At 68.7% G+C, this 19,591-nt stretch carries 20 protein-coding genes; 2 read left to right on the top strand and 18 right to left on the bottom strand.

Translation table 11 applies throughout. The features are described 5' to 3' along the window. Positions 1 to 302: 302 nt before the first annotated feature. Positions 303 to 977: a GntR family transcriptional regulator gene (locus MEU52_RS18050; protein WP_238123157.1), complete on the top strand. Its 675-nt coding sequence runs from the start codon at positions 303 to 305 to the stop codon at positions 975 to 977. Between the two features lie 80 nt (positions 978 to 1,057). Here MEU52_RS18050 and MEU52_RS18045 read toward each other — a convergent pair whose 3' ends face one another. The 18 genes from MEU52_RS18045 to MEU52_RS17960 all read right to left on the bottom strand — a co-directional run bounded on the left by MEU52_RS18045 (position 1,058) and on the right by MEU52_RS17960 (position 18,535). After that, positions 1,058 to 2,047 carry an amidohydrolase family protein gene (locus tag MEU52_RS18045; protein ID WP_238123443.1) on the bottom strand — a complete coding sequence of 330 codons (990 nt, stop codon included), beginning with the start codon at positions 2,045 to 2,047 and terminating at the stop codon, positions 1,058 to 1,060. A gap of 2 nt (positions 2,048 to 2,049) precedes the next feature. Then, on the bottom strand, positions 2,050 to 3,558 hold the full coding sequence (locus MEU52_RS18040; RefSeq protein ID WP_238123158.1) for an aldehyde dehydrogenase: 1,509 nt from the start codon (positions 3,556 to 3,558) through the stop codon (positions 2,050 to 2,052). A 35-nt stretch (positions 3,559 to 3,593) separates the two neighbouring features. Next, positions 3,594 to 5,297 carry a thiamine pyrophosphate-requiring protein gene (locus tag MEU52_RS18035; protein ID WP_238123159.1) on the bottom strand — a complete coding sequence of 568 codons (1,704 nt, stop codon included), beginning with the start codon at positions 5,295 to 5,297 and terminating at the stop codon, positions 3,594 to 3,596. Between the two features lie 93 nt (positions 5,298 to 5,390). Continuing rightward, on the bottom strand, positions 5,391 to 6,392 hold the full coding sequence (locus MEU52_RS18030) for an ABC transporter substrate-binding protein (protein WP_238123160.1): 1,002 nt from the start codon (positions 6,390 to 6,392) through the stop codon (positions 5,391 to 5,393). 76 nt (positions 6,393 to 6,468) lie between these two features. After that, positions 6,469 to 7,323 carry an ABC transporter permease gene (locus MEU52_RS18025; RefSeq protein ID WP_238123161.1) on the bottom strand — a complete coding sequence of 285 codons (855 nt, stop codon included), beginning with the start codon at positions 7,321 to 7,323 and terminating at the stop codon, positions 6,469 to 6,471. Further along, complete coding sequence (locus MEU52_RS18020) at positions 7,310 to 8,173, bottom strand: ABC transporter ATP-binding protein (protein ID WP_238123162.1); 864 nt, start codon at positions 8,171 to 8,173, stop codon at positions 7,310 to 7,312. Before MEU52_RS18020 ends, MEU52_RS18025 begins: the two co-directional genes overlap by 14 nt. A 131-nt stretch (positions 8,174 to 8,304) precedes the next feature. Beyond that, positions 8,305 to 9,726 carry an amidase gene (locus MEU52_RS18015; protein ID WP_238123163.1) on the bottom strand — a complete coding sequence of 474 codons (1,422 nt, stop codon included), beginning with the start codon at positions 9,724 to 9,726 and terminating at the stop codon, positions 8,305 to 8,307. Further along, a complete protein-coding gene (locus tag MEU52_RS18010) occupies positions 9,723 to 9,986 on the bottom strand; it encodes a hypothetical protein (RefSeq protein WP_238123164.1) in 264 nt (87 codons plus the stop codon). The genes MEU52_RS18015 and MEU52_RS18010 overlap by 4 nt, the downstream gene beginning before the upstream one ends. A gap of 13 nt (positions 9,987 to 9,999) precedes the next feature. Beyond that, positions 10,000 to 10,704, bottom strand: coding sequence for an ABC transporter ATP-binding protein (locus tag MEU52_RS18005; protein WP_238123165.1), 705 nt, complete (start codon positions 10,702 to 10,704; stop codon positions 10,000 to 10,002). Beyond that, entirely contained in the window at positions 10,697 to 11,452 is a 756-nt protein-coding gene (locus MEU52_RS18000; protein ID WP_238123166.1) for an ABC transporter ATP-binding protein, read from the bottom strand. The genes MEU52_RS18005 and MEU52_RS18000 overlap by 8 nt, the downstream gene beginning before the upstream one ends. Positions 11,453 to 11,541: 89 nt before the next feature. Further along, complete coding sequence (locus tag MEU52_RS17995) at positions 11,542 to 12,795, bottom strand: ABC transporter substrate-binding protein (protein ID WP_238123167.1); 1,254 nt, start codon at positions 12,793 to 12,795, stop codon at positions 11,542 to 11,544. Between the two features lie 73 nt (positions 12,796 to 12,868). Continuing rightward, a complete protein-coding gene (locus MEU52_RS17990; protein WP_238123445.1) occupies positions 12,869 to 13,825 on the bottom strand; it encodes a branched-chain amino acid ABC transporter permease in 957 nt (318 codons plus the stop codon). Then, positions 13,825 to 14,685, bottom strand: coding sequence for a branched-chain amino acid ABC transporter permease (locus MEU52_RS17985; protein ID WP_238123168.1), 861 nt, complete (start codon positions 14,683 to 14,685; stop codon positions 13,825 to 13,827). The genes MEU52_RS17990 and MEU52_RS17985 overlap by 1 nt, the downstream gene beginning before the upstream one ends. After that, on the bottom strand, positions 14,682 to 15,578 hold the full coding sequence (locus MEU52_RS17980) for a polysaccharide deacetylase family protein (RefSeq protein ID WP_238123169.1): 897 nt from the start codon (positions 15,576 to 15,578) through the stop codon (positions 14,682 to 14,684). Before MEU52_RS17980 ends, MEU52_RS17985 begins: the two co-directional genes overlap by 4 nt. Before the next feature lie 2 nt (positions 15,579 to 15,580). Then, the gene (locus tag MEU52_RS17975) at positions 15,581 to 16,285 is read right to left on the bottom strand and encodes a fumarylacetoacetate hydrolase family protein (RefSeq protein WP_238123170.1); all 705 of its coding nucleotides are present in this window, start codon (positions 16,283 to 16,285) and stop codon (positions 15,581 to 15,583) included. A gap of 6 nt (positions 16,286 to 16,291) precedes the next feature. After that, positions 16,292 to 17,167: a polysaccharide deacetylase family protein gene (locus MEU52_RS17970; RefSeq protein ID WP_238123171.1), complete on the bottom strand. Its 876-nt coding sequence runs from the start codon at positions 17,165 to 17,167 to the stop codon at positions 16,292 to 16,294. A 28-nt stretch (positions 17,168 to 17,195) separates the two neighbouring features. Continuing rightward, on the bottom strand, positions 17,196 to 17,867 hold the full coding sequence (locus MEU52_RS17965; RefSeq protein ID WP_238123172.1) for an aldolase/citrate lyase family protein: 672 nt from the start codon (positions 17,865 to 17,867) through the stop codon (positions 17,196 to 17,198). Next, positions 17,864 to 18,535, bottom strand: a complete 672-nt coding sequence (locus MEU52_RS17960; protein WP_238123173.1) for a cysteine hydrolase family protein — start codon at positions 18,533 to 18,535, stop codon at positions 17,864 to 17,866. Before MEU52_RS17960 ends, MEU52_RS17965 begins: the two co-directional genes overlap by 4 nt. A gap of 328 nt (positions 18,536 to 18,863) precedes the next feature. Between MEU52_RS17960 and MEU52_RS17955 the strand changes: the two genes are divergently transcribed. Continuing rightward, the gene (locus tag MEU52_RS17955) at positions 18,864 to 19,586 is read left to right on the top strand and encodes a GntR family transcriptional regulator (RefSeq protein ID WP_238123174.1); all 723 of its coding nucleotides are present in this window, start codon (positions 18,864 to 18,866) and stop codon (positions 19,584 to 19,586) included. The last annotated feature ends 5 nt before the right edge of the window (positions 19,587 to 19,591 follow it).

The raw sequence follows: 19,591 nt of genomic DNA, 5'->3' as shown, positions 1-19,591 counted from the left end.
GCGCGGCGCCCCGCCATTGCGCCCGGAGCGCTCCAGCAGCGCGCGGCCACGCTCCGCGATGGAGGTGAGCAGGTCGCCGAAAAAGGAGGTGTTCGCACTCATCTCGTCGCCTCTGGTGCCGTCCGCCGACCTTCGACTTTCGGATTGGCACGATACTGAAGCGCGAGGTGCATGCGCTGTCAACAATCAAGTATGCAAGATTTTTCAGCTTGCATTTTTAAGGCGGCTCGCATTGCTATGGGGCACAGCCTTTGGGGCATGGTTCCGGGGGCGGAGGGTCCTCGGGCGGCGGGAGGTGTAGCGTGCGGGGCGAGCAGACTCCCAAGCTCAGGGAAGCGCTGGAAGATGACATCATCTCCGGCCGATTCCGCCCGGGGCAGCGGCTGGACGAGGCCAGTCTCGCCGAGCGCTTCGGCGTGTCGCGCACGCCCATCCGCGAGGCGCTGAACCAGCTGTCCGCATCGGGCCTGGTCGAGATCAAGCCGCGCCGGGGCGCCTTCGTGCTGCTGCTGGGGCCGCGCGAGCTGATGGAATCCTTCGAGCTGATGGCGGAGCTGGAAGCCGCCTGCGCGCGCCTCGCCGCCCAGCGCATGGGCACGGCCGACCGCAAGGCCATCACGGCCGCCCACGCCGACTGTGAAGCGGCGGCCGCGGCCGGTGACGACAGTGCCTATTACGAGGCCAACACCCGCTTCCACGGGGCCATCTATGCCGCAACCGGCAACCGGGTGCTGGCGGCGGAAACGGCGCGCCTGCAACGGGCGCTCCAACCCTATCGGCGCCTCCAGCTGAAGGTGCCGCGGCGCATGGAGTCCTCATTCTCCGAGCACGGCGGCATCCTGGAGGCGCTGCTGACGGGCGATGGCGCGGCCGCCGAGCAGCGGCTGCGCGATCACGTGCTGATCCAGGGCGAGCGCTTCATGTCGCTGCTGGCGGTGCTGCAGGCGGAAACCGAGGGTCTCGACCGCGCCGGCTGATCGTCGCCCGGGTCGCATCCGGGCGGGCCCCCGCGCGCCGCTGGACGCCGGGCCGCACCCGGCGTCCAGCAACGGGCCGCTCAGGCTTCGCCGAGCAGCATCAGGGCGTTGCGGGCGCCGATCTCGTCGCGCTCCGCCGGGCTCAGCCCCTCCACCGCCGCCAGGCTGTCGAGGGGGGTCTCGTCGCCCATGTCGAACGGCGCATCGGTGCCGAGGCACACGTGGCCGGCGCCCACCACATCCACCAGGTAGCGCAGCGCCTGCGCATCGAACACGACGGTGTCGAAATAGAGCGAGCGCAGCAGTTCCTTGGGCGAGGTGGTGGTGGCCACGCGCGGCTCCTCGCGCACCTTCTGGCCGTGCACCAGGCGGCCAATCTGGTAGGGCAGATAGCCGCCGCCGTGGGCCGCCAGCATCTTCAGGCCCTTGAGCTCATCGAGCGCGCCGGAAAAGATGAGATTGGCGATGGCCACCGTGGTGTCGAACGGATTGCCGGCGAGATTGGTGAGGTAATAGTCCTCCAGCCCCGCCTTCGAGCCCACATAATAGGGGTGGATGAACACCAGGACGTCGAGGTCCCGCGCCCGGCGCAGGAACGGGCGGAAGCGGGGATCGGCCAGCTGCACGCCCTCGATGGTGGTGCCGATCTCCACCGCCTTGAAGCCATGCTCGCGCACCGCCCGTTCCAGCTCGGCGATGGCCAGCTCGGGGTGCTGCATGGGCACGCTCGCCATGCCGCGCAGCCGGTCCGGCGCCGCCGCCACGAATTCGGCGATGCCGTCGTTCACCAGCCGCGCCGCGCGGGCCGCCAGCTCCACGCTCGCCCAGTAATAGAACATGGGCGGCGCGGTGCAGACCACCGACATGTCGAGGCCCTTGCGGTCCATGGCGGCGAGCTTGGCCGCCGGGTCCACGAACTCGTCGAACAGCGGGTAGACATAGCCCTGCTGATGGCGCATCCGGCGGTTGCCGTCGGCGCCCTCCACCTGGGCGGCGAACCCCTCCGTGTCGGCCTCGATCGCCGCCACGATGCTGCGGGGAATGGCGTGGCTGTGCAGGTCGATACGCATGCTCACGAATACCTCTTCTCGACATTGTCATCGGCGTACCAGTCGAACGGCGCGTCGGTGAGGTTGACGATGACGTTCTGGATCTGGGTGTATTCCTCGTAGGCCACGCGGCCGTTCTCCCGGCCGATGCCGCTCATCTTGAAGCCGCCCCAGGGCGAGGCCGGATCGATGCGGTGGTGGTCGTTGATCCAGACGATGCCCGCCTCCAGCCGGTGGGTGACGCGATGGGCGCGGGCGAGATCGCGGGTCCACACCGACATGGCGAGGCCGAATTCGGTGCCGTTGGCGAGGGCCACCGCCTCCTCCTCGGTCTCGAACGGCAGCACGCACACCACCGGCCCGAAGATCTCCTCCTGGGCGATGCGCATGGTGTTGGTGACGTCGGTGAAGATGGTGGGCCGATAGAAGAAGCCGCAGTCGAACGCGGGGCCTTCCGGCCGCGCCCCGCCGGTGGCGAGGGTGGCCCCTTCCTCCAGGCCGATCCGCACATAGTGCTCGGTCAGGTCGCGCTGGCGGGCCGAGACCAGCGGCCCCATCTGGGTGGCGGGGTCCTGCGGATCGCCGATGCGGATAGCCTCGGCGCGGGCCACCAGGCGTGTCACCACCGCATCATGGATGGAGCGGTGCACCAGCAGACGGGCGCCCTGCACGCAGGTCTGGCCAGTGGCGATGAAGGAGGCGAACAGAGCGGCGGACACCGCCCGGTCCACATCGGTATCGGGGAACACGATCACCGAGGCCTTGCCACCCAGCTCCGCCGCCACCCGGGTGAGGTTGCGGCCGGCCAGGGCGGCCACCTCCTGCCCGGTCTTGGTGCCGCCGGTGAGGTCGATCTTGCGCACCGCCGGATGGGTGGTGAGGGCCAGGCCCGCGGTGGCGCCGAAGCCCGGCACCACGTTGTACACCCCATCGGGAACGCCGGCTTCCTTGAACACCTCCGCCAGCAGCAGCGGGGTGATGGGGGCCAGCTCCGAGGGCTTCACCACCATGGTGTTGCCCGCCGCCATGGAGGGCGCCACCTTCTTGGTGAGGATCAGCAGCGGGTGGTTCCAGGGCGTCACATGCCCCACCACCCCCAGCGGCACCCGGCGGGTGTAGTTGAGATAGCCGGCGCCGAACGGGGGCACCGTGTCCTCATGGGTGCGGGCGAGGGCGCCGAAATAGGAATACCATTCCGGCAGGCGGGCGAGCTGGGCGGTCATCTCGCGGCGCGGTCGGCCGATCTGGTCCACCTCGATGCCGACGATCTCGGGCAGCCGGCGGGCCAGGATCTCCGCCGCCTTATGCATGATGTCGCCACGGGCCGCGCCGGACAGGCCCGACCAGATGGGAAACGCGGCTTCCGCCGCCGCCACCGCGCGGTCGATGTCGGCCTTGTCGCCCTCGGCGACGCGCCCCACCAGGGCGCCGTTCTTGGGATTGCGGACCTCCAGCACGCGGCCGGAAAGGGCGGGGGTGAACTGTCCGCCGATATAGAGGCCGAGGGGCTCGGCGCCAGCGGTTGAGATCATGATGCGCTCCTGTCGTTTCACCGTCGCGGCGCCGCTCACAGCGGCTTCTGCGCGGCTTCCGTCATGATGTTGACCACCGCGCTGCGGCCCGACCGCACCGCCGCCAGCGCCTCCTGCAGGGCTGGCTCCACGTCGTCCATGCGGGTCACCCGGCGTCCGAAGGCGCCACAGGCCTCGGCGAGGGTCTCGAAGGCCGGTGACTGGGGCAGCAGGCTGCCCACGTGGCCGAAGGTGTCCTGGGCGCCGCCGGCGAAGTCATGCCGTGTCGCCAGCACCACCGAGTTGTAGCTCTCGTTGTTGAGGATGATGATCAGCAGCGGCAGGCCATTCTCCCGCGCCGCCCAGAGGGCCGGCGTGGGGGCGCCGAACATGAAGGCGCCGTCGCCCACCACGCTCACCACCAGCCGCTCCGGATCGCCGAGTCGGGCACCGAGCGAGGCCCCCAGCGCCCAGCCGAGATACGAGCCGCCATTGCGGTAGTAGCCGCCTTCGGCATTGGGCTCGAAGCCATAGGCGAAGGGATTGCCGGAGGTTACCGCCTCCTCGATCACCATGGCCTCGGGGGCAAGGCGCGACAGGATGGCGCCCACTTCCATGGGCGAGATGGCGCCGCCGGCCAGGGCCGCGGCGCGGCGGCGGGCGCGCTCCGCCATCATGGTCGCGTGGCGGGCCGCCAGGGCGGCGCGGCGGGGGGCGATGCGCGGGTCGTCGCTGCGGGCGCGGGCGGCGGTGAGCAGCGCCTCGATGGCGGCCGGCACATGGACCGCATGCACCGCATCGGTGGGAAAGCCCCAGGTGGTCCAGCGCTGCTGGATGGGGTCGTTGCCCATGTGGATGAGGCGCACGTCGTCCCGCAGCTTGAGGTCGGCGGGCACGAACGGCACATCATGATCGATGATCAGCACCACGTCGGCGTCCACCACCTGCTGCTCCGGATTGAAGCCGAGGTGCTGGGGGTGATCGAGGGGCGCGTTGAAGCGGCCGCGATACTCGCTGATGCCGCTGCCGGTGCGTTCCGCCAGCTCCACGAAGGCGGCGCGGGTGGCCGGGGTGCGGCCGGCGTAAGCGGTGAGCAGCAGGGGAAATTCGGCCGCGAGCAGCGCCTCGACGATGGCCTCGGCCTCGGCGGCGGACAAGGTGCCCTGCGGCACCGCGCGGATGCGCTGCGGCCCCATGAGGCCGGAGGCCTCCACCTCGCTCATGAGGGTTTCGCGCGGGAAGGCGAGATAGACCGGGCCGGGCGGCTCGCTGTTGGCGATCTGGAAGGCGCGGTCCACCGCCGGGCCGACGGCCGCCGGCAGGGACACGGTCTGCGTCCACTTGGTGTAGTTGCGCACCAGCGCGTGCTGGTCCGGCACGTCCTGGTGCCAGTTGATGAATTTGGAGCGCCCCCCGGGCACGGCGGAATCGAGCGCCGACGGCGACATGCCGGCGCACAGGATGAGCGGGATCTGCGAGGCGCGGGCGTCGTTGAGGGCGCCGGCGGCATTGGCGGTGCCCACGTCCACGTGGACCAGCGCCACCTGCGCCCGCCCGGTGGTGAGGTAGGCGCCCTGGGCGGCGGTGCAGGCGATCACCTCATGGGGGCAGGTGACGAGCCGGGGCAGCTTGACCTGTTCATGGGTGAGGCGGGCATAGGCCTCCTGCAGCGCCGGTGTGTCCGTGCCGGGATTGATGAAGATGGCGTCCACATCGTGGAGCGCCAAGCCGCGCAGAAACCACTCGGCCACTGTCGCCATGATCGGTCCTCTTGTCCGTCGTGTCCGCTTGCGCGGAGCCGGAGGAGGGAGGCGCGGGCCCGCCGCGTCTCCCGGGGTTTCGGGGCGGGGCGCCTACTTGAGGTTCGGCGGCTGGTAGCCCTGCTGCAGGGAGAAATCGACCGCGGCCTTGAGGTCGATGGGCTTGGAGATGATCTTCCACTTGAGAAGATCGTCCTCGGTCAGCTTGAGGAAGCTCTCGGGCACGGTGCTGTGGTCCCAGCCGGCCTTGGCATAGCCGAGCATGGCCGCCTCCACCGAGGTCTTGGCCCGCTGCGCCAGCACCGCCGCCGCCTTGTCGGGATCGGTGCGGATGATGTTGAGCGCGGCCAGATGCGCCCACACCACCTTCTTGGCTTCCTCGGGGTGGGCCTTGATGAAGTTCTCGTTCAGCACCAGGGCGTTGCGGTAGATCTCGCCATTCGCGAACACCTCCCGCCAGTCCCACAGCAGCTTGGCCTGGCCCTTGGCCACCATCTGCGAGGCATAGGGCTCGTAGACGTAATAGGCGTCGATATCGGCGCGATCGAGGGCGATGCCCGCCTCGGGCGGGGGCACCTGGATGAAGCGCACCGCCTTGGGGTCGATGCCGTGGGCGGGCAGGATGTGTTCGGCGGCCAGCAGGTGCATGGTGTCCATCTGGCGGACGATGCCGAACTTGGTGATGTCCTTGGCAGAGCCGAGGTCCTTGCGCGCCACCACGGTGGCGGAGCCGTAGGACGAGGCGGCGGCGATGACGATGGGCAGGCCGCGCGCGCGGTAGGTCAGCGCCGTGGCGATCTGGGTATAGGCGGCGTCCCAGTCACCGGTCTGCAGCACCTGGCTCACCCGCTGGGAGGAGCCGCTGTCGAAGATGGGATCGAGCCCATAGGCGGCCCAGATGCCGAGCTCCTGGTCGAGGAACGGCATCAGATGGTCCCAGCCGGGGTAGCCGGCGAAGATCCGCGGGCGGTAGGCGTCCGCCGCCTGCGCGGTGGCCACGCCACCGGCGAGGGCGACCACAGCGGCGACCGCCGCGGCGAGGACGCTGCGGCGTCCCACGCCTGTTTTCTTCACGTGCTGTTCGCTCACGTGCATGTCGGTTCTCCACTGGAGGGTTGGAAGGGCGTTGCTTTTGCTTTTGGAGAGGGATCCCAGACCAGGAGGCGGCGCGCTAATCAGCCCGCCGCATGCCCCAGCGGCCGATGGTGCGGCGTTCCAGCCAGTCGAAGAACACGGTTTCCACCAGCAGGCCCACCACGCCGATGATGACCATGCCGCCGATCACCAGATCCGGCCGCAGCTGCCAGCGGGCGTTGTCGATCATGAAGCCGAGGCCGTCGGTGGCGGCCAGGATCTCGGCGGAGATGATGACCCGCCAGCCGGTGCCGTAGCCGAGCCGCAGGCCGGTGAGGATGAACGGCATGGCCGCCGGCACCACCACCCGCCGGAAGGCGCGCGCGGGCTTGGTGCCGAACACCTTGATGACGCGCAGATACTGCTCGTCGATGGCGCTCACCCCGGCCGCCGTATTGACGATGATGGGGAACACGGCGGTGATGAAGATGGCGAAGATGATGGACTTGAAGCCGAGGCCGAACCACAGGATGGCCAGCGGCACCCAGGCCACGCCGGGGATGGGATAGATCAGCCGGATGGTGGTCTGCAGCGCGCTCTGCGCCCAGCGCGACCAGCCGAGCCACAGGCCCAGCGGCAAGCCGATGACCACCGAGGCGATGTAGCCCACCAGTTGCCGCTCCAGGCTCTGGCTCACGTTCCAGACGAGGTTGCCGTCGAGGAACGCATCCTGAAGCGCCGCCATCACCGCCCCGGGGGTGGGCAGCAGGTGGCTGGGATAAAGGCCGCTGGAGGCGGCCAGGTGCCAGATCAGCACCAGCACCACCAGGAAGGCATAGCCGGCGGCGGCATGGGCGAAGCGCAGGCTGCGGGGGCCGCGCAGGCGATCCATGATGCTGCGCGGCGCGGCGCCGCTGGACGTGGTGGGGGCGGTGGCCTCAGTGCCCGGCATGGTCTCTGGCCTTCTGTGCCGCTGTGCGCGCGGGCGCGGTCTCGTCGTCCCGCCCGAGGATATCCGCCAGGCCGCGATAGGCCTCGTGGTGGCCGATGCCCATCTCCTCGCTGAGCGCGGCGCGGACCGTGCTCACCAGTTCCAGGTAGCGCGGCGAGGTCACATCACGGGGCCGGGGCAGGTCGGTCTCCACCACCAGCTTCATGCGGCCGGGGCGGGAGGTCATGACGACGATGCGGTCCGCCAGTTGCACCGCCTCGTCGATATTGTGGGTGACGAACAGCACGGTCTTGCCCAGCGCTTCCCAGATGGACAGGAGCTCGTCCTGCAGCTGGGCGCGGGTGAAGGCATCGAGGGCGGCGAAGGGTTCATCCATCAGCAGCACCCGCGGGTTGACCGCCAAAGCGCGGGCGATGGAGACCCGTTGGCGCATGCCGCCGGACAATTGCTTGGGGTAGGAGCGGGCGAACTTGTCGAGCCCCATCACCTTGAGGATGGCGTGGGCGCGCGCCAGCCGCTCGGCCACCGCCCAGCCCTGGGATTCAAGCCCGAACGCCACGTTCTCGGCTACGCTCATCCAGGGGAACAGCGCATAATCCTGGAACACATAGGCCCGCTCGGGTCCCGGCCCGGTGACGCGGCGGCCATCCACCAGCACCTCGCCACTGGTCTGCTTCAGCAGGCCGGCGACGATGTTGAGCGCCGTGGTTTTGCCGCAGCCGGAGGGGCCGAGCAGACAGATGAATTCGCCGGAGCGGATATCAAGGGAGAAATCCTGAAGGGCAACGACGTGGCCATTGCCTGCAGGGCCGTATATCTTATTTAGATGGCGGATCTCGACACGAGACACGATCGCCTCCTCTTCGGAGTAATATTCATGTCTTATCTTTTACTCACACATCTATTCAGTATGAGTCAACGATTCTATTTATATTTATTATCGTCGCGTCTGCTTTCTGCAAACAGAGGGGTCGATGCGCCTCAGGGCGCGCCGTAGCCGGGCGGCGGGGCGCGGTGGAAGGGGGTGACGCGCTGGTAGGCATCGGCCGCCCGCAGCAGCGCGGCTTCGCCGAACGGGCGGCCCACCAGCTGGAACGAGGCGGGCAGCCCGTTGTGCGCGAAGCCGCACGGCACGGCCACCGACGGCAGGCCGAGATAATTGATGGCGCGGGTGCAGTGGGTGACGCGGCCGAGCGCTGCCGCCACCGCTTCCGCGCTGCCTTCGGTGGTGGCGGCGATGGAGGGCACCGCCACCGGCAGGGTGGGAATGTGCACCATATCGGCTTCGCCCATGGCGGTGGCCAGCCAGTCGGCGGTGAGCGGGCCGCGCAGGCTCACCACTTCCACATAGCGGGTGGCCGGATAGGCGAGGCCGGGGGCGATGCGGGACAGCACCTGGGCGCCGTAATCGTCGGGTCGTTCCTCAATCCAGCGGCGATGCAGGGTGGCGGCTTCCACCGCCATCATCAGCTGCATGGCGCTGTTGATGGCGGCCATGTCGCGCACCGCGGTGCGCACGATGCGGGCACCGCGCTCGGCCAGCACCTTCAGGCTGTCGTCCAGCAGGGCGAGGATGTCGGCATCGGCCGCCTCGCGATAATAGGGCTCGGGCACGGCGATGGAGAGGCCCTTGAGGTCGCCGCTCAGGCCGGCCTCATAGTCACGCCGGGGGGCCAGCACGGTGGAGCCGTCACGCGGGCTGGGGCCGGCGATCACGCTCAGCAGCCGTGCCGCGTCGCGGGCGCTGCGGCACAAGGGGCCGATGCTGTCGAGAGAGGGCGCGAGCGGCATGGCGCCGGCCAACGGCACCAGCCCGTGGGTGGGCTTCACGCCGGTGATGCCGCACATGGCGGCCGGATGGCGGATGGAGCCGCCGGTATCCGACCCCAGCGCCGCCGGCACCAGCCGCGCCGCCACCGCTGCGCCCGAGCCGGAGGAGGAGCCGCCGGAGCAGTAATCGGGATTCCAGGGGTTGCGACCGTGCCCGTAATGCGCGTTCAGCCCGGTGGGCGAAAGGGCGAATTCAGCCAGCTGCAGCCGGCCGAGATCAATGGCGCCGGCGCTGTCGAGCCGCTCCAGCACCACGGCGGTTTCGTCGGGCACGAAATCGCGGCGGATGAGGGAGCCGCCGGCGCAGGGGCGCCCGGCCCGATACAGCAGGTCCTTGTGGGCCATGGGCACGCCGGCCAGGGGGCCGAGGGGCTCGCCGCGGGCGCGGGCGAGATCGGTGGCGCGGGCACGGGCCAGGGCGCCCTCGGGATCGAGGCTCACCACGGCATTGAGGGCCGGCCCGTAGGCGGCCAGCCGCTCCAGGGCGGCGCTGGTGGCGGTTTCGGCCGACAGGGAGCCATCGGCGATGGCGTCGGCGGTCTCCACCACACCCAGCTCGAACAGCGCGCTCATGGCTGACGGCTCCGCGCGTCCAATGGCTTTTCGGCATCGCTGCGTGCAGCGAAATAGAGGGTCTGCAGGCTCCAGGGCGTGCACGCCATGTTCAACCGCTCATCGGCGGCGGTGCGCACCGCGGCGTTGATGGCCTGGGCCACCTGCGCCGCCGCCGCCAGGCGGGCCGGATCGAGGGGGGTGGCGTTCAGATCGCGGGCGACCTCTGCGAGCACCGCGCCGGACGTGGTTTCGCGGGAGTGGGATGGGTTATTGGTCATGGGGCGCCTTTCCTCAGCACACGCCGAGATGACGGTTGAGACGGCCGGGATCGTGGGCGACGCTCTGTGCGTCCGCCTCGTAGACGACGCGTCCGCCTTCCAGAACGGTGACCTGATCGGCCACCGCCAGGGCGCTGAACAGGTTCTGCTCCACCAGCAGGATGGAGAGCCCGGCGGCCTTCAGCTCCAGGATGATGGATTCCAGATGCTGCACCATCACCGGGGCGAGTCCCTCGGAGGGTTCGTCCATCAGGATCAGCTCCGGGTCGATCATCAGCGCCCGGGCGGCCGCCAGCATCTGCCGCTCGCCGCCGGAGAGCTGGTTGCCATAATGGTCGCGCCGCTCGGCCAGGCGCGGAAACAGCTCGAACGCCTTGGCCACGGTCCAGCCGGTGGTGACGCTGGCCGGCTTCAGCACCGTGAGATGCTCGGTGACCGTGAGCGAGGGAAACAGCCGCCGGCCCTGGGGCACGATGGCGATGCCGCGGCGGGCGATCTCGTTGGAGGGGCGCCCGCGCAGGCTCTCCCCCTTGAAGGTGATGTCGCCGGCGCGCACCTGCGGCGGCGTGAGGTTCATGATGGAGCGGATCAGCGTGGTCTTGCCCATGCCGTTGCGGCCGAGCAGGGCCCGCACCTCGCCCTTGGCCACCGACAGGCTGACCCCGTGCAGCACATGGGCATCGCCGTAGAAACTGTGGATCTCGCGAACGTCAAGCATGGGGTCTTGCCTTGCCGAGATAGACGTCCTGGACGTCCTGGTTGGTGCGGATCTCGCTCGGCGGCGCCTCGACGAGCAGATGCCCGTTGTTCAGCACGGTCACGAAGTCCACCAGTTGCAGCACCAGGTCCATGTCGTGCTCGATGAGCACCAGGGTCAGGTCGCGGGGCAGGGCGCGGATGATGTCGGAAACGATCACCCGCTCGGCGGGCGAGAGCCCGGCCGCCGGCTCGTCCAGCAGCAGCAGCTTGGGCGCCGTCACCAGCGCCATGGCCATCTCCAGCTGGCGCTGCTCGCCATAGGACATTTCGCGCACCGCCACGCCGCGCCGCTCATGCAGCCGCGAGAGGGAGAAGGCGCGTTCGGCCCGGGCCCGCTCGTCGGCGCTCAGCGTGTTGTCGCCCAACAGCGAGAACTTGCGTGGCGACAGGCCGCGCAGGGCCAGCAGCATGTTCTCTTCCACGGTGAGCTGGGGAAACAGGTTGGTGATCTGGAAGGTGCGGCTCATGCCCAGCGCCGTGCGGGCATGCACCGGCGTGCGGGTAACGTCGGCCCCGACGAAGCGCACCGCGCCGGAGGCCGGCCGGACAATGCCGGTGATGACGTTGAACAGGGTGGTCTTGCCGGCGCCATTGGGGCCGATGATCGCCCGCCGCTCGCCGGTCTTCACGCGGATGGACACATCGTCCACCGCCTTCAGGCCGCCGAACTGGACGGTGACGCGATCGAGTTCGAGTAGCTCGCTCACTGCCGCTCCTGCTTCATCGCCACACTGCCTCATCCCTTGTCGCGAGGGGCGCCCGCCGGTGCCGCTGGCCGCGGCGGGCGCCCGGGCGCTCAGCCCTTCTTGATGCCCTGGAAGGCGCGCGAATACGGCGGCTGCTGCATGTAGGTCGCCGGGTCGTATTTCCAGAACTGCGAGACGTTGGGGTAGCTCTCGATCGGGACGTTCCAGTATTTGCCGTCCCTGTTCTTCTCTACCTTGCGGATATAGACGTCGTAGATGGGGTTGCCGAAGTCATCGAGCCGCACCGGCTTGCCGAGGGGCGAGCCTTCCAGTGTGGTCTTCATCACCGAGGCGAGGAAGGCGGCGCGGTCGGCGGTCTGCCCCTTCAGCGGCACCAGCGCTTCCGACACCCACATGGCGCCCGAATACATGGAGAAGCCGTAGAGCGAAGGCAGCTTGCCGAATTTCGCGGTGTAGTCGGCCACGAATTTCTCGGTCACCGGGTTGGTGGAGCCCTCGGCGAAGTGGGCGGCGGAGACGATGCCGTCCACCTCCGGGCCCATGGTGCGGATCACCGACTGGTCGGTGAGGTTCATGGCGCCCAGCATGGGCACGCTGCCCTTGAGGCCGAAGTTCGCATATTGCTGCATGAGGCGGGCGGCGTCGGCGCCGGTCTCCATGGCGAACACGCAATCGACGCCGAGACCGGCGATCTGGCCCAGATAGGGGCTGAAGTCGGAGGTGTTGAGCGGATGCCAGAACTGGCCCGCCACCTGGCCGCCGCCCTCGGTGAAGGTCTGGCAGAAGCCGCCGCACTGCTCATGGCCGAAGGTGTAGTCCTGGCTGATGGTGGCGACCTTCTTGTAGCCCTGCTTCAGCGCCCAGTCGGCCAGCGGCCGCGGGAACTGGCTGGCGGTGTAGCCGGCCACGCGGATGACGTTGGGAATGCGGTTGCGCTGGGTGAGGTCGTCGGCGGCGATGATGGGAATGAAGTAGGGCGTGCCGTTGCCCTTCACATAATTGGCCACGGCGAGGCCGGTGTTGGCGAGCAGGTTGCCGAACAGGAAATCCACATTGGCCTGTTCCACCAGCCGCCGCGCCTTCTGCAGGGCGGTGTCCGGGTTGGAGGCGTCGTCCTCCACCAGAACCTCCACCTTGCGCCCGGCGATCTCGTTGCCGTGGGCGGCGAAATACATGTTGAAGCCGTCCACCATCTCGCGCCCGCCGGCCGCCACCACGCCGGTGAGCGGCGCCATGAGGCCGATCTTGATGGGGGTCGCCTGGGCGCGCGCCACATAGGGGCTGGCGACCAGGCCGGTGGTGGTGAGGGCGGCGGTCGCCTTCAGGAAAGTTCTGCGATCCATGTCCCACTCCTTCTGGTTTGTTCTCGAAGGTCTTGCTTGTTGGTGTCGTGCGGGGTCGTCCCCCGGAAAGCCGCTAGCCGCGCCGGCTCAGCCACAGGCGGATGCGCCCGAGGATGCCTTCCGGCGCGAAGATCATGATGAGGATGAAGATGAGGCCGAGCACGGTCTGCCAGCGCTCGGTGTAAAGGCTGGCGAAATTCTCCAGCCCGATGATGATGGCGGAGCCGAGGAAGGCGCCGAACAAGGTGCCCACGCCGCCGATGATGGCCATCAACAGCCCTTCCACCGATTGCGACAGCGCCACCGTGGAGGGCGAGACGAAATCGTTGAACATGGCATAGAGCACGCCCGCCACGCCGGCGAAGAAGCCGGAGATGGTGAAGGCGAGGAACAGGTGGAGCGACACGTTGTAGCCCAGCGCCCGCATGCGGCTCTCACTGTCGCGGATGCCGCGCAGGGTGAGGCCGAACGGCGAGCGCACGAACCGCCACATCACCAGCGCCACTACGGCCACCACTGCGAACACCACGTAATAGAACGCGAGTTGATCGGTGAGGGCGGCCGGCCGCAGGGCGCCACGCAGGCCGTTCTCGCCACCGGTGACGCTGGTCCAGCGCAGGCACATGCCCCAGACGATCATGCCGAGGGCGATGGTGAGCAGCAGGAAATAGACTCCGGAGGTGCGGATGGCGAGCAAAGCGAACACCGCCGCCACCAGGGTCGCGGCCACCACGCCGGCCACCAGCGGCAGCAGCAGCGCGCCGTCCGCCTGGGTGCTGACATAGATGGCCACATAGGTGGCGACGCCGAAAATGGCGCCGTGGCACAGGGGGGTGCGCCCGGTGTAGCCGGCCAGCACGTCGATGGCCATGGCCAGCACGGCGAAGATGAGGATCTCGGTGAGCACGCTCACCTGATAGGTGGGCAGCACCAGCGGCAGCAGCGCGAAGGCGGCGATGCCGAGGCCCATGGCCGCGAGGCCGATACGGGCAACGCGGTGGGCGGGGGCGGCGGGCGCGGTCTGCGACATCACGCGGCCCTCCCGAACAGCCCGTAGGGGCGGAAGGCGAGGATGAGCGCCATCGGGCCGAAGATGACGAAATAGGCGAATTCGGGGAACATCACCTGTCCGATCGAATTGAGCAGGCCCACCATCAGCGCGCCGACGGCCGCCCCCAGCAGGCTGCCGCGCCCGCCGATGATCACCACCGCCAGGGAGAACACGAGGATCTCCGCGTCGGCGCTCGGGTAGAGGGTGAGGAAGGCGCCGCCCACCGCGCCGCCGAGCCCGGCCAGCGCCGCCCCCAGCATGAAGGTGAGCAGGAAGATGCGGCGGATGTTGATGCCCATGGCCTGGATGGTTTCGGGATCATCCACGCCGGCGCGGATGAGGGCGCCGAGCCGGGTGCGGTAGAGCATCAGCCACAGGACGCAGAACAGCACGATGCCGAGGCCCAGCACGAACAGGCGGTACTTGGGATAGAACATGGTGCCCACGTGCAGCGCGCCGCGCAGGAAATCGGGGGTGGGCACGGTGAAGGTGTCGCCGCCGAACACCACCAGCAGCAGATCGTTGACGACGAAGGCGACGCCCAGGGTCAGCAGCACCTGCCTCAGTTCATTGCCGCCCACGAAGCGCAGCAGTCCCCGGTCCAGCGCCAGTCCGGCGAGGCCCACGCACACCATGGCGGCCAGGGCGCCGACGAAGAAGTTGCCGGAGGCGCTGGCCACCGCATAACCGCAGTAGCCGCCCATGAGATAGAGCGCGCCATGGGCCAGGTTGACGATGCGCAGCAGGCCGAAGATCAGCGTGAAGCCCGAGGCCACGATGAACAGTAGCGCCGCGAACGTCACCCCGTTGAGGAGCTGGAACAGGGACAGGCCGCTCATGCCGGCTCCGTTCCCTTGAGGGCGTCGGGCCGCTGGGACAGGTACCAGTCGGCGATCTGCGCGCCGGTCATGATCGCCACGTCGCCGCGGCTGGCGATCTTTTCCACGATCTGGCGGAAGTACTTGAGCCGGTGCGGCGCGCCCATGATGTAGGGATGCACCACCAGCGCCATCACCCGGGCCGACTGGGCGCTGTCGTGATAGATCTGGTCGAACTGGTCGCTGGCGCGGTCGAAATATTCCGATGCCTTGTGATGCTGGATCAGCATCATGGCCACGTCGTTGCATTCCTGGGTGTAGGGAATGTTGAGGATGGGGGTGGTGCGGGTCTTCAGCACCACCGGCTGGTCGTCCATCACCCAGTCGCAGACGTAGCCGTAGCCCTGCTCCACCAGAATGTCGGGGGTTTCCCAGGTCTCGGTCAGGCCCGGCCCGAGCCAGCCGCGCGGCGGCCGGCCGAGATAGTCGGTGATGGCGGCGGTGGTGCGGGCGATGTCCTCGCGCTCGTTTTCCACCTTCTGCATGTTCTTCTGCGAGAAGCCGTGGCCGATGAATTCCCAGTTCCGCTCGCGCGCGGCGCGGGCGATGGGCTCATAGCTGGAGATGGCCGAGCCGTTGATGGCGAGCACGCCCGGCACCTTGAAGTCGTCGAACACCTCCAGCATGCGCCAGAAGCCGACGCGGTTGCCGTATTCGTGCCACGCCCAGTTCGGGATATCCGGCATGGGCGCGCCGCCGGCGGGTGGCGTGAGCACCGTGCGCGGCATGGTTTCGCGCGGGTTCCACTCCTCGATGTTGACGATGATCCACACCGCCATGCGCTTGCCGTCGGGCAGGGTGAGGCGGGGGCGCTCGGAGATGGCGGAAAAGGCGATGCGTTCGGTGGGAAGCATGGCTAGGCCTCGCGCGGGGCGATGGTGAGGGTGAGAGAGCCGAAGCCCTGGACGTGGCCGACGACCACGTCGCCCGGCACCACCGGGCCGACCCCGGCCGGGGTTCCGGTCATGATGAGGTCGCCAGGCTCCAGCTGGTAGGACTGGGACAGTTTGGACACGATTTCCGGCACGTTCCAGATCATCTCTGAAAGATCACCGCGCTGCTGCAGGGTGCCGTTGACCGTCAGGGAGATCTCGCCGCGCAGCGGATCGCCGCCGGTGCCCGCCGGATAGATGGGGCCGCACGGCGCCGAGTGGTCGAACGACTTGCCTGCTTCCCAGGGCAGGCGCTTGTCGCGGCAGTCGCGCTGGCGGTCGCGGCGGGTCAGGTCGATGCCCACCCCGTGGCCGTAGATGACGGAGGCGGCGGCCTCCACCGGAATATCCCGCGCGGTGCGGCCGATGGCCACCACCAGCTCGATCTCGTATTGCAGATCCTCGGTATCGGCGGGATAGGGCACGCGCGCCCCGTCCTCGACGATGGAATCCCGCGGCTTCTGGAAGAAGAACGGCGGATCCCGCTCGTCCTCGGCCTCCTTCATTTCGCGGATGTGGGCGAGATAGTTGCGGCCGACGCAATAGATGCGGCGCACCGGGAAGCGGGCCGCAGCGCCCACCACCGGCAGGGTGACGACGTCGGGTGCGGGAAAGACAAAGGTGGTCATGCCGCGTCAGCCCTTCGCGCCCTGGTACCAATCGAGGATCTGCTCGCCGTTCCAGAACAGCACGTCGCCGAGGCTCTGGGCGTAGGCATAGATCTCCTCGAGATATTTGATGCGGTGCGGCTGGCCGGAGATGTAGGGGTGGATGGCCACCGCCAGCACCTTGGCGCGCTCGCCGCCTTCGATGTGCAGGCGGTCCAGGCTGTCCTTGACGCGGGTGGCCCAATAGCCGGACTCGTGGTGCGCCACCGCCATCATCGGGATGTCGTTGTGCTCCACGGTGTAGGGCAGGGTCACCAGCGGGCCGGCGCTGGTGCTGATCTCGGCGGGCTCGTCGTCCCACACCCAGTCGCCGATATATTTGATGCCCGCCTCGGCCAGCAGATCGGGGGTCTCATAGGTCTGGGTCAGGCCCGGGCCGAGCCAGCCGGAGGGCTTGCGGCCGGTGAAGCGCTCGATGATGTCCACCGACTTGTGGATCATCGCCCGCTGGTCCTCCACCTTGTGGATGGGCATCTGCTCATAGGCATGGCCCATGAATTCCCACCCCGCGTCGCGCGCCTGCTGGGCCACCCGGGTGTAATCCTCGCAGACCCGGGCATTGATCGAGAGTGTGGGGCGGATGCCCAGCTGCTCGAACAGCTTGAAGAAACGCCACACGCCCACCCGCATGCCGTATTCGTGCCAGCTCCAGTTGGGCACGTCGGGCAGCAGCACCTGGCCGGTGGGCGCCGGGATCACCTGGCGGGCCATGGGCCGGGCGATGTCCCAGACCTCGAGATTGACGATGGTCCACAAGATCACCCGTGCCGAGCCGGGCAGCTTCAGGGGCGGGCGATCGACGATGGCGGAATAGGGGGCGCGCTGGGCGGGCAAAGTGGTCATGGACATCCTCGTGAGGAACGACGGAAAGTCATGGGGCGGTCGCCCTCAGGTTCTCGATGGCGGGCAGGAGGCACTGGCGCAGGCTCGCGTAGAACAGCCGGGCGCCGCGCCGGGCCCAGCTGGCGGCGGTGGCGGCGGTCACAGGCAGGCCGAAGGGCACGCCCCGGTCCGCCAGCCGCCGGGCGATGTCGTCCACCGCCGCCCGCACGTCGGGGTGCGCGGTGTCGCCGTCATGGCCCATGGACCAGGCGAGGTCGTTGGGGCCGATCAGGATGAGGTCGATGTCCGCTGCGGCGATGTCGTCGAGCCGGGCGTGGCCGGCGACGCTCTCCACCTGGATGATGCGCAGCGGCGGCGCGGTGCGGTGGGGCGCGCGACGGACCACCTCGGCCAACAGGGCGCAGGCATCGGGATGCTCCACCTGGGGCAGCACCAGCCCTTCGAGGCCGCAGTCGAGATAGCGGGTGAGCACCGCGGGATCCTTGCTGGGGCTGCGCACCAGCGCGCCCATGCCGACCGCCTGCGCGGCGCGGGCCAGCGCCGGGACCGCGCCGATGTCGACGGCGGTGCGTTCGCAATCGATGAACAGCAGGTCGGCACCGCCCTCGGCCAGCACATCCACCACCGGCAGCGCGACGCCACCGGGGTTGACGGCCAGAAGCGGCACGGGGCCGCGAAGGCGGGCACGCAGGTCCCTCATGCCACGGTGACCGGATCGAGCGAGGTCGTCAGGGTGCGCATCACCTCGGCGGCCGGCATCACCCAGCCGAAGGCGGTGCGGATGCAGGCCAGGCCCGCATCGTGCATCGACGGGCCGTCCATGGTGTCCACGCAGTCCTCGACGACGATGGCGGCGTAGTCGCGCACATTGGCGGCGACGGTGGTGGCGAGCACGCAGGAATTGGTGTTCACCCCGGTGATCAGCAGCGTGGTTACGCCGTGCGCCTTCAGGGTGAAGTCGAGATCGGTGCCGAGGAAGCAGTCATAGCGCTTCTTGGTGTCCACCAGCATGTCGCCGGCGCGCCAGAGCTCCGGCATCACAGTGCAGCCGGGGCTGCCCGCCAGATTGTGGCGCAGCACGTTGCGGCGGGTGGCGGAGGGCTCGGCGGCGCGGGTGTTCCAGAACGGGTTGGCGGCGATTTCCGCCACATCGCGATAGCAGGTCAGAAGGTGGATCACCGGCACGCCGTGCCGGCGGGCCCAGTCGAGCAGCACGGCGTTGGCGGCGACCACGCGGCGGGCCACGTCGGCGGGGGCGGGCATGGTCGCCACCATGGGATCGAGATGGCCGCGATGGAGGTCTATGGCCACCACGGCGGGGCGGATGCGCGCGACGCCGAAGCTCGCAGGTTTCACCGTCGCCGTCATGACGCGCCTCCTGGTGTCCGCTGCCCGGACCGGCCGGAGCCGGAATGGGGCGCATGGCTCCCACCGGTGGCGCGGGCGCCAACGGTAGGAGTGGCATCAGGATATGAATGCAAAAGCTCAGACGTCAACATAAGATGTATACATTTTTAGGACATTTAGAAGGCAGGGTGTGCCGCAGATTTGGGCATAATGCTGCATATTTCGCGAAAATATGCGGTGTCACGCGAGGCCATCGCGCCGCAGTCCGCCGAAAAATGTATTCTTGCATCGGTGGCGTGCGGGCTGGTATTTTGCGCTGTCAGCCCGTTGTCAGCGCCAGCCGAGTTCCATGCCCGATATCCTTCTCGATCCCGATGAGCAGCCCACCGCGCCCACCCGTTCCCTGTCGGTGACGGATCGCATCCGTGCGGCCATCCTGGCGGGGGAGTTTGAGCCCGGCGCGCGGCTGCACGAGGTGCGGCTGACGGAATGGCTGGGGGTGTCGCGCACGCCGGTGCGTTCGGCGCTGCAGGCGCTCGCCGCCGAGGGGCTGCTGGAATACACGCCGAACCGGGGGTTCTCGGTGCGGCGGTTCCTCACCTCAGAGATCGTCGACGCCTATGAGATCCGCGCCATGCTGGAATCCCTGGCGGCGCGGCTCGCCGCCGAGCGCGGGCTCAATGCGGATGAGCGCGCCATCATCGAGCAGGCGCTGGCCGATGGCGACGCGCTCCTGGCTAAGGACGAACTGAGCGAGGATGACCGGATCGCCTACGGCGCCGTCAATTTCGCCTTCCACGATACCATTCATACCGCCTCGCGCTGCCGCATGCTGGGCGAGATGGTGCGGCTGTGCCAGCGGGTGCCCCAGTCCTCCCACCGCAATGTGGTGTCGTTCGAGCTGATGGATGTGCGGCGCCGGCACGACGACCATCATCGCATCTATGACGCCATCCTGATGTCGGAGGGCCACCGTGCGGAAATGCTCATGCGCGAGCATGTGGCGAGCGTGAAGACGAGCCTGGTGCGGGCCCTGTCCGGCCGCCCGACCCCTACGCGCTACCGGCGCTGAGCGGC

Origin of the sequence: Xanthobacter sp. NM-25 (genome assembly GCF_022138605.1) — a bacterium.
Taxonomy (GTDB): domain Bacteria; phylum Pseudomonadota; class Alphaproteobacteria; order Rhizobiales; family Xanthobacteraceae; genus Xanthobacter.
Note: the sequence above shows the minus strand (reverse complement) of the source record. Positions and strands in the feature narration are given on the sequence as shown.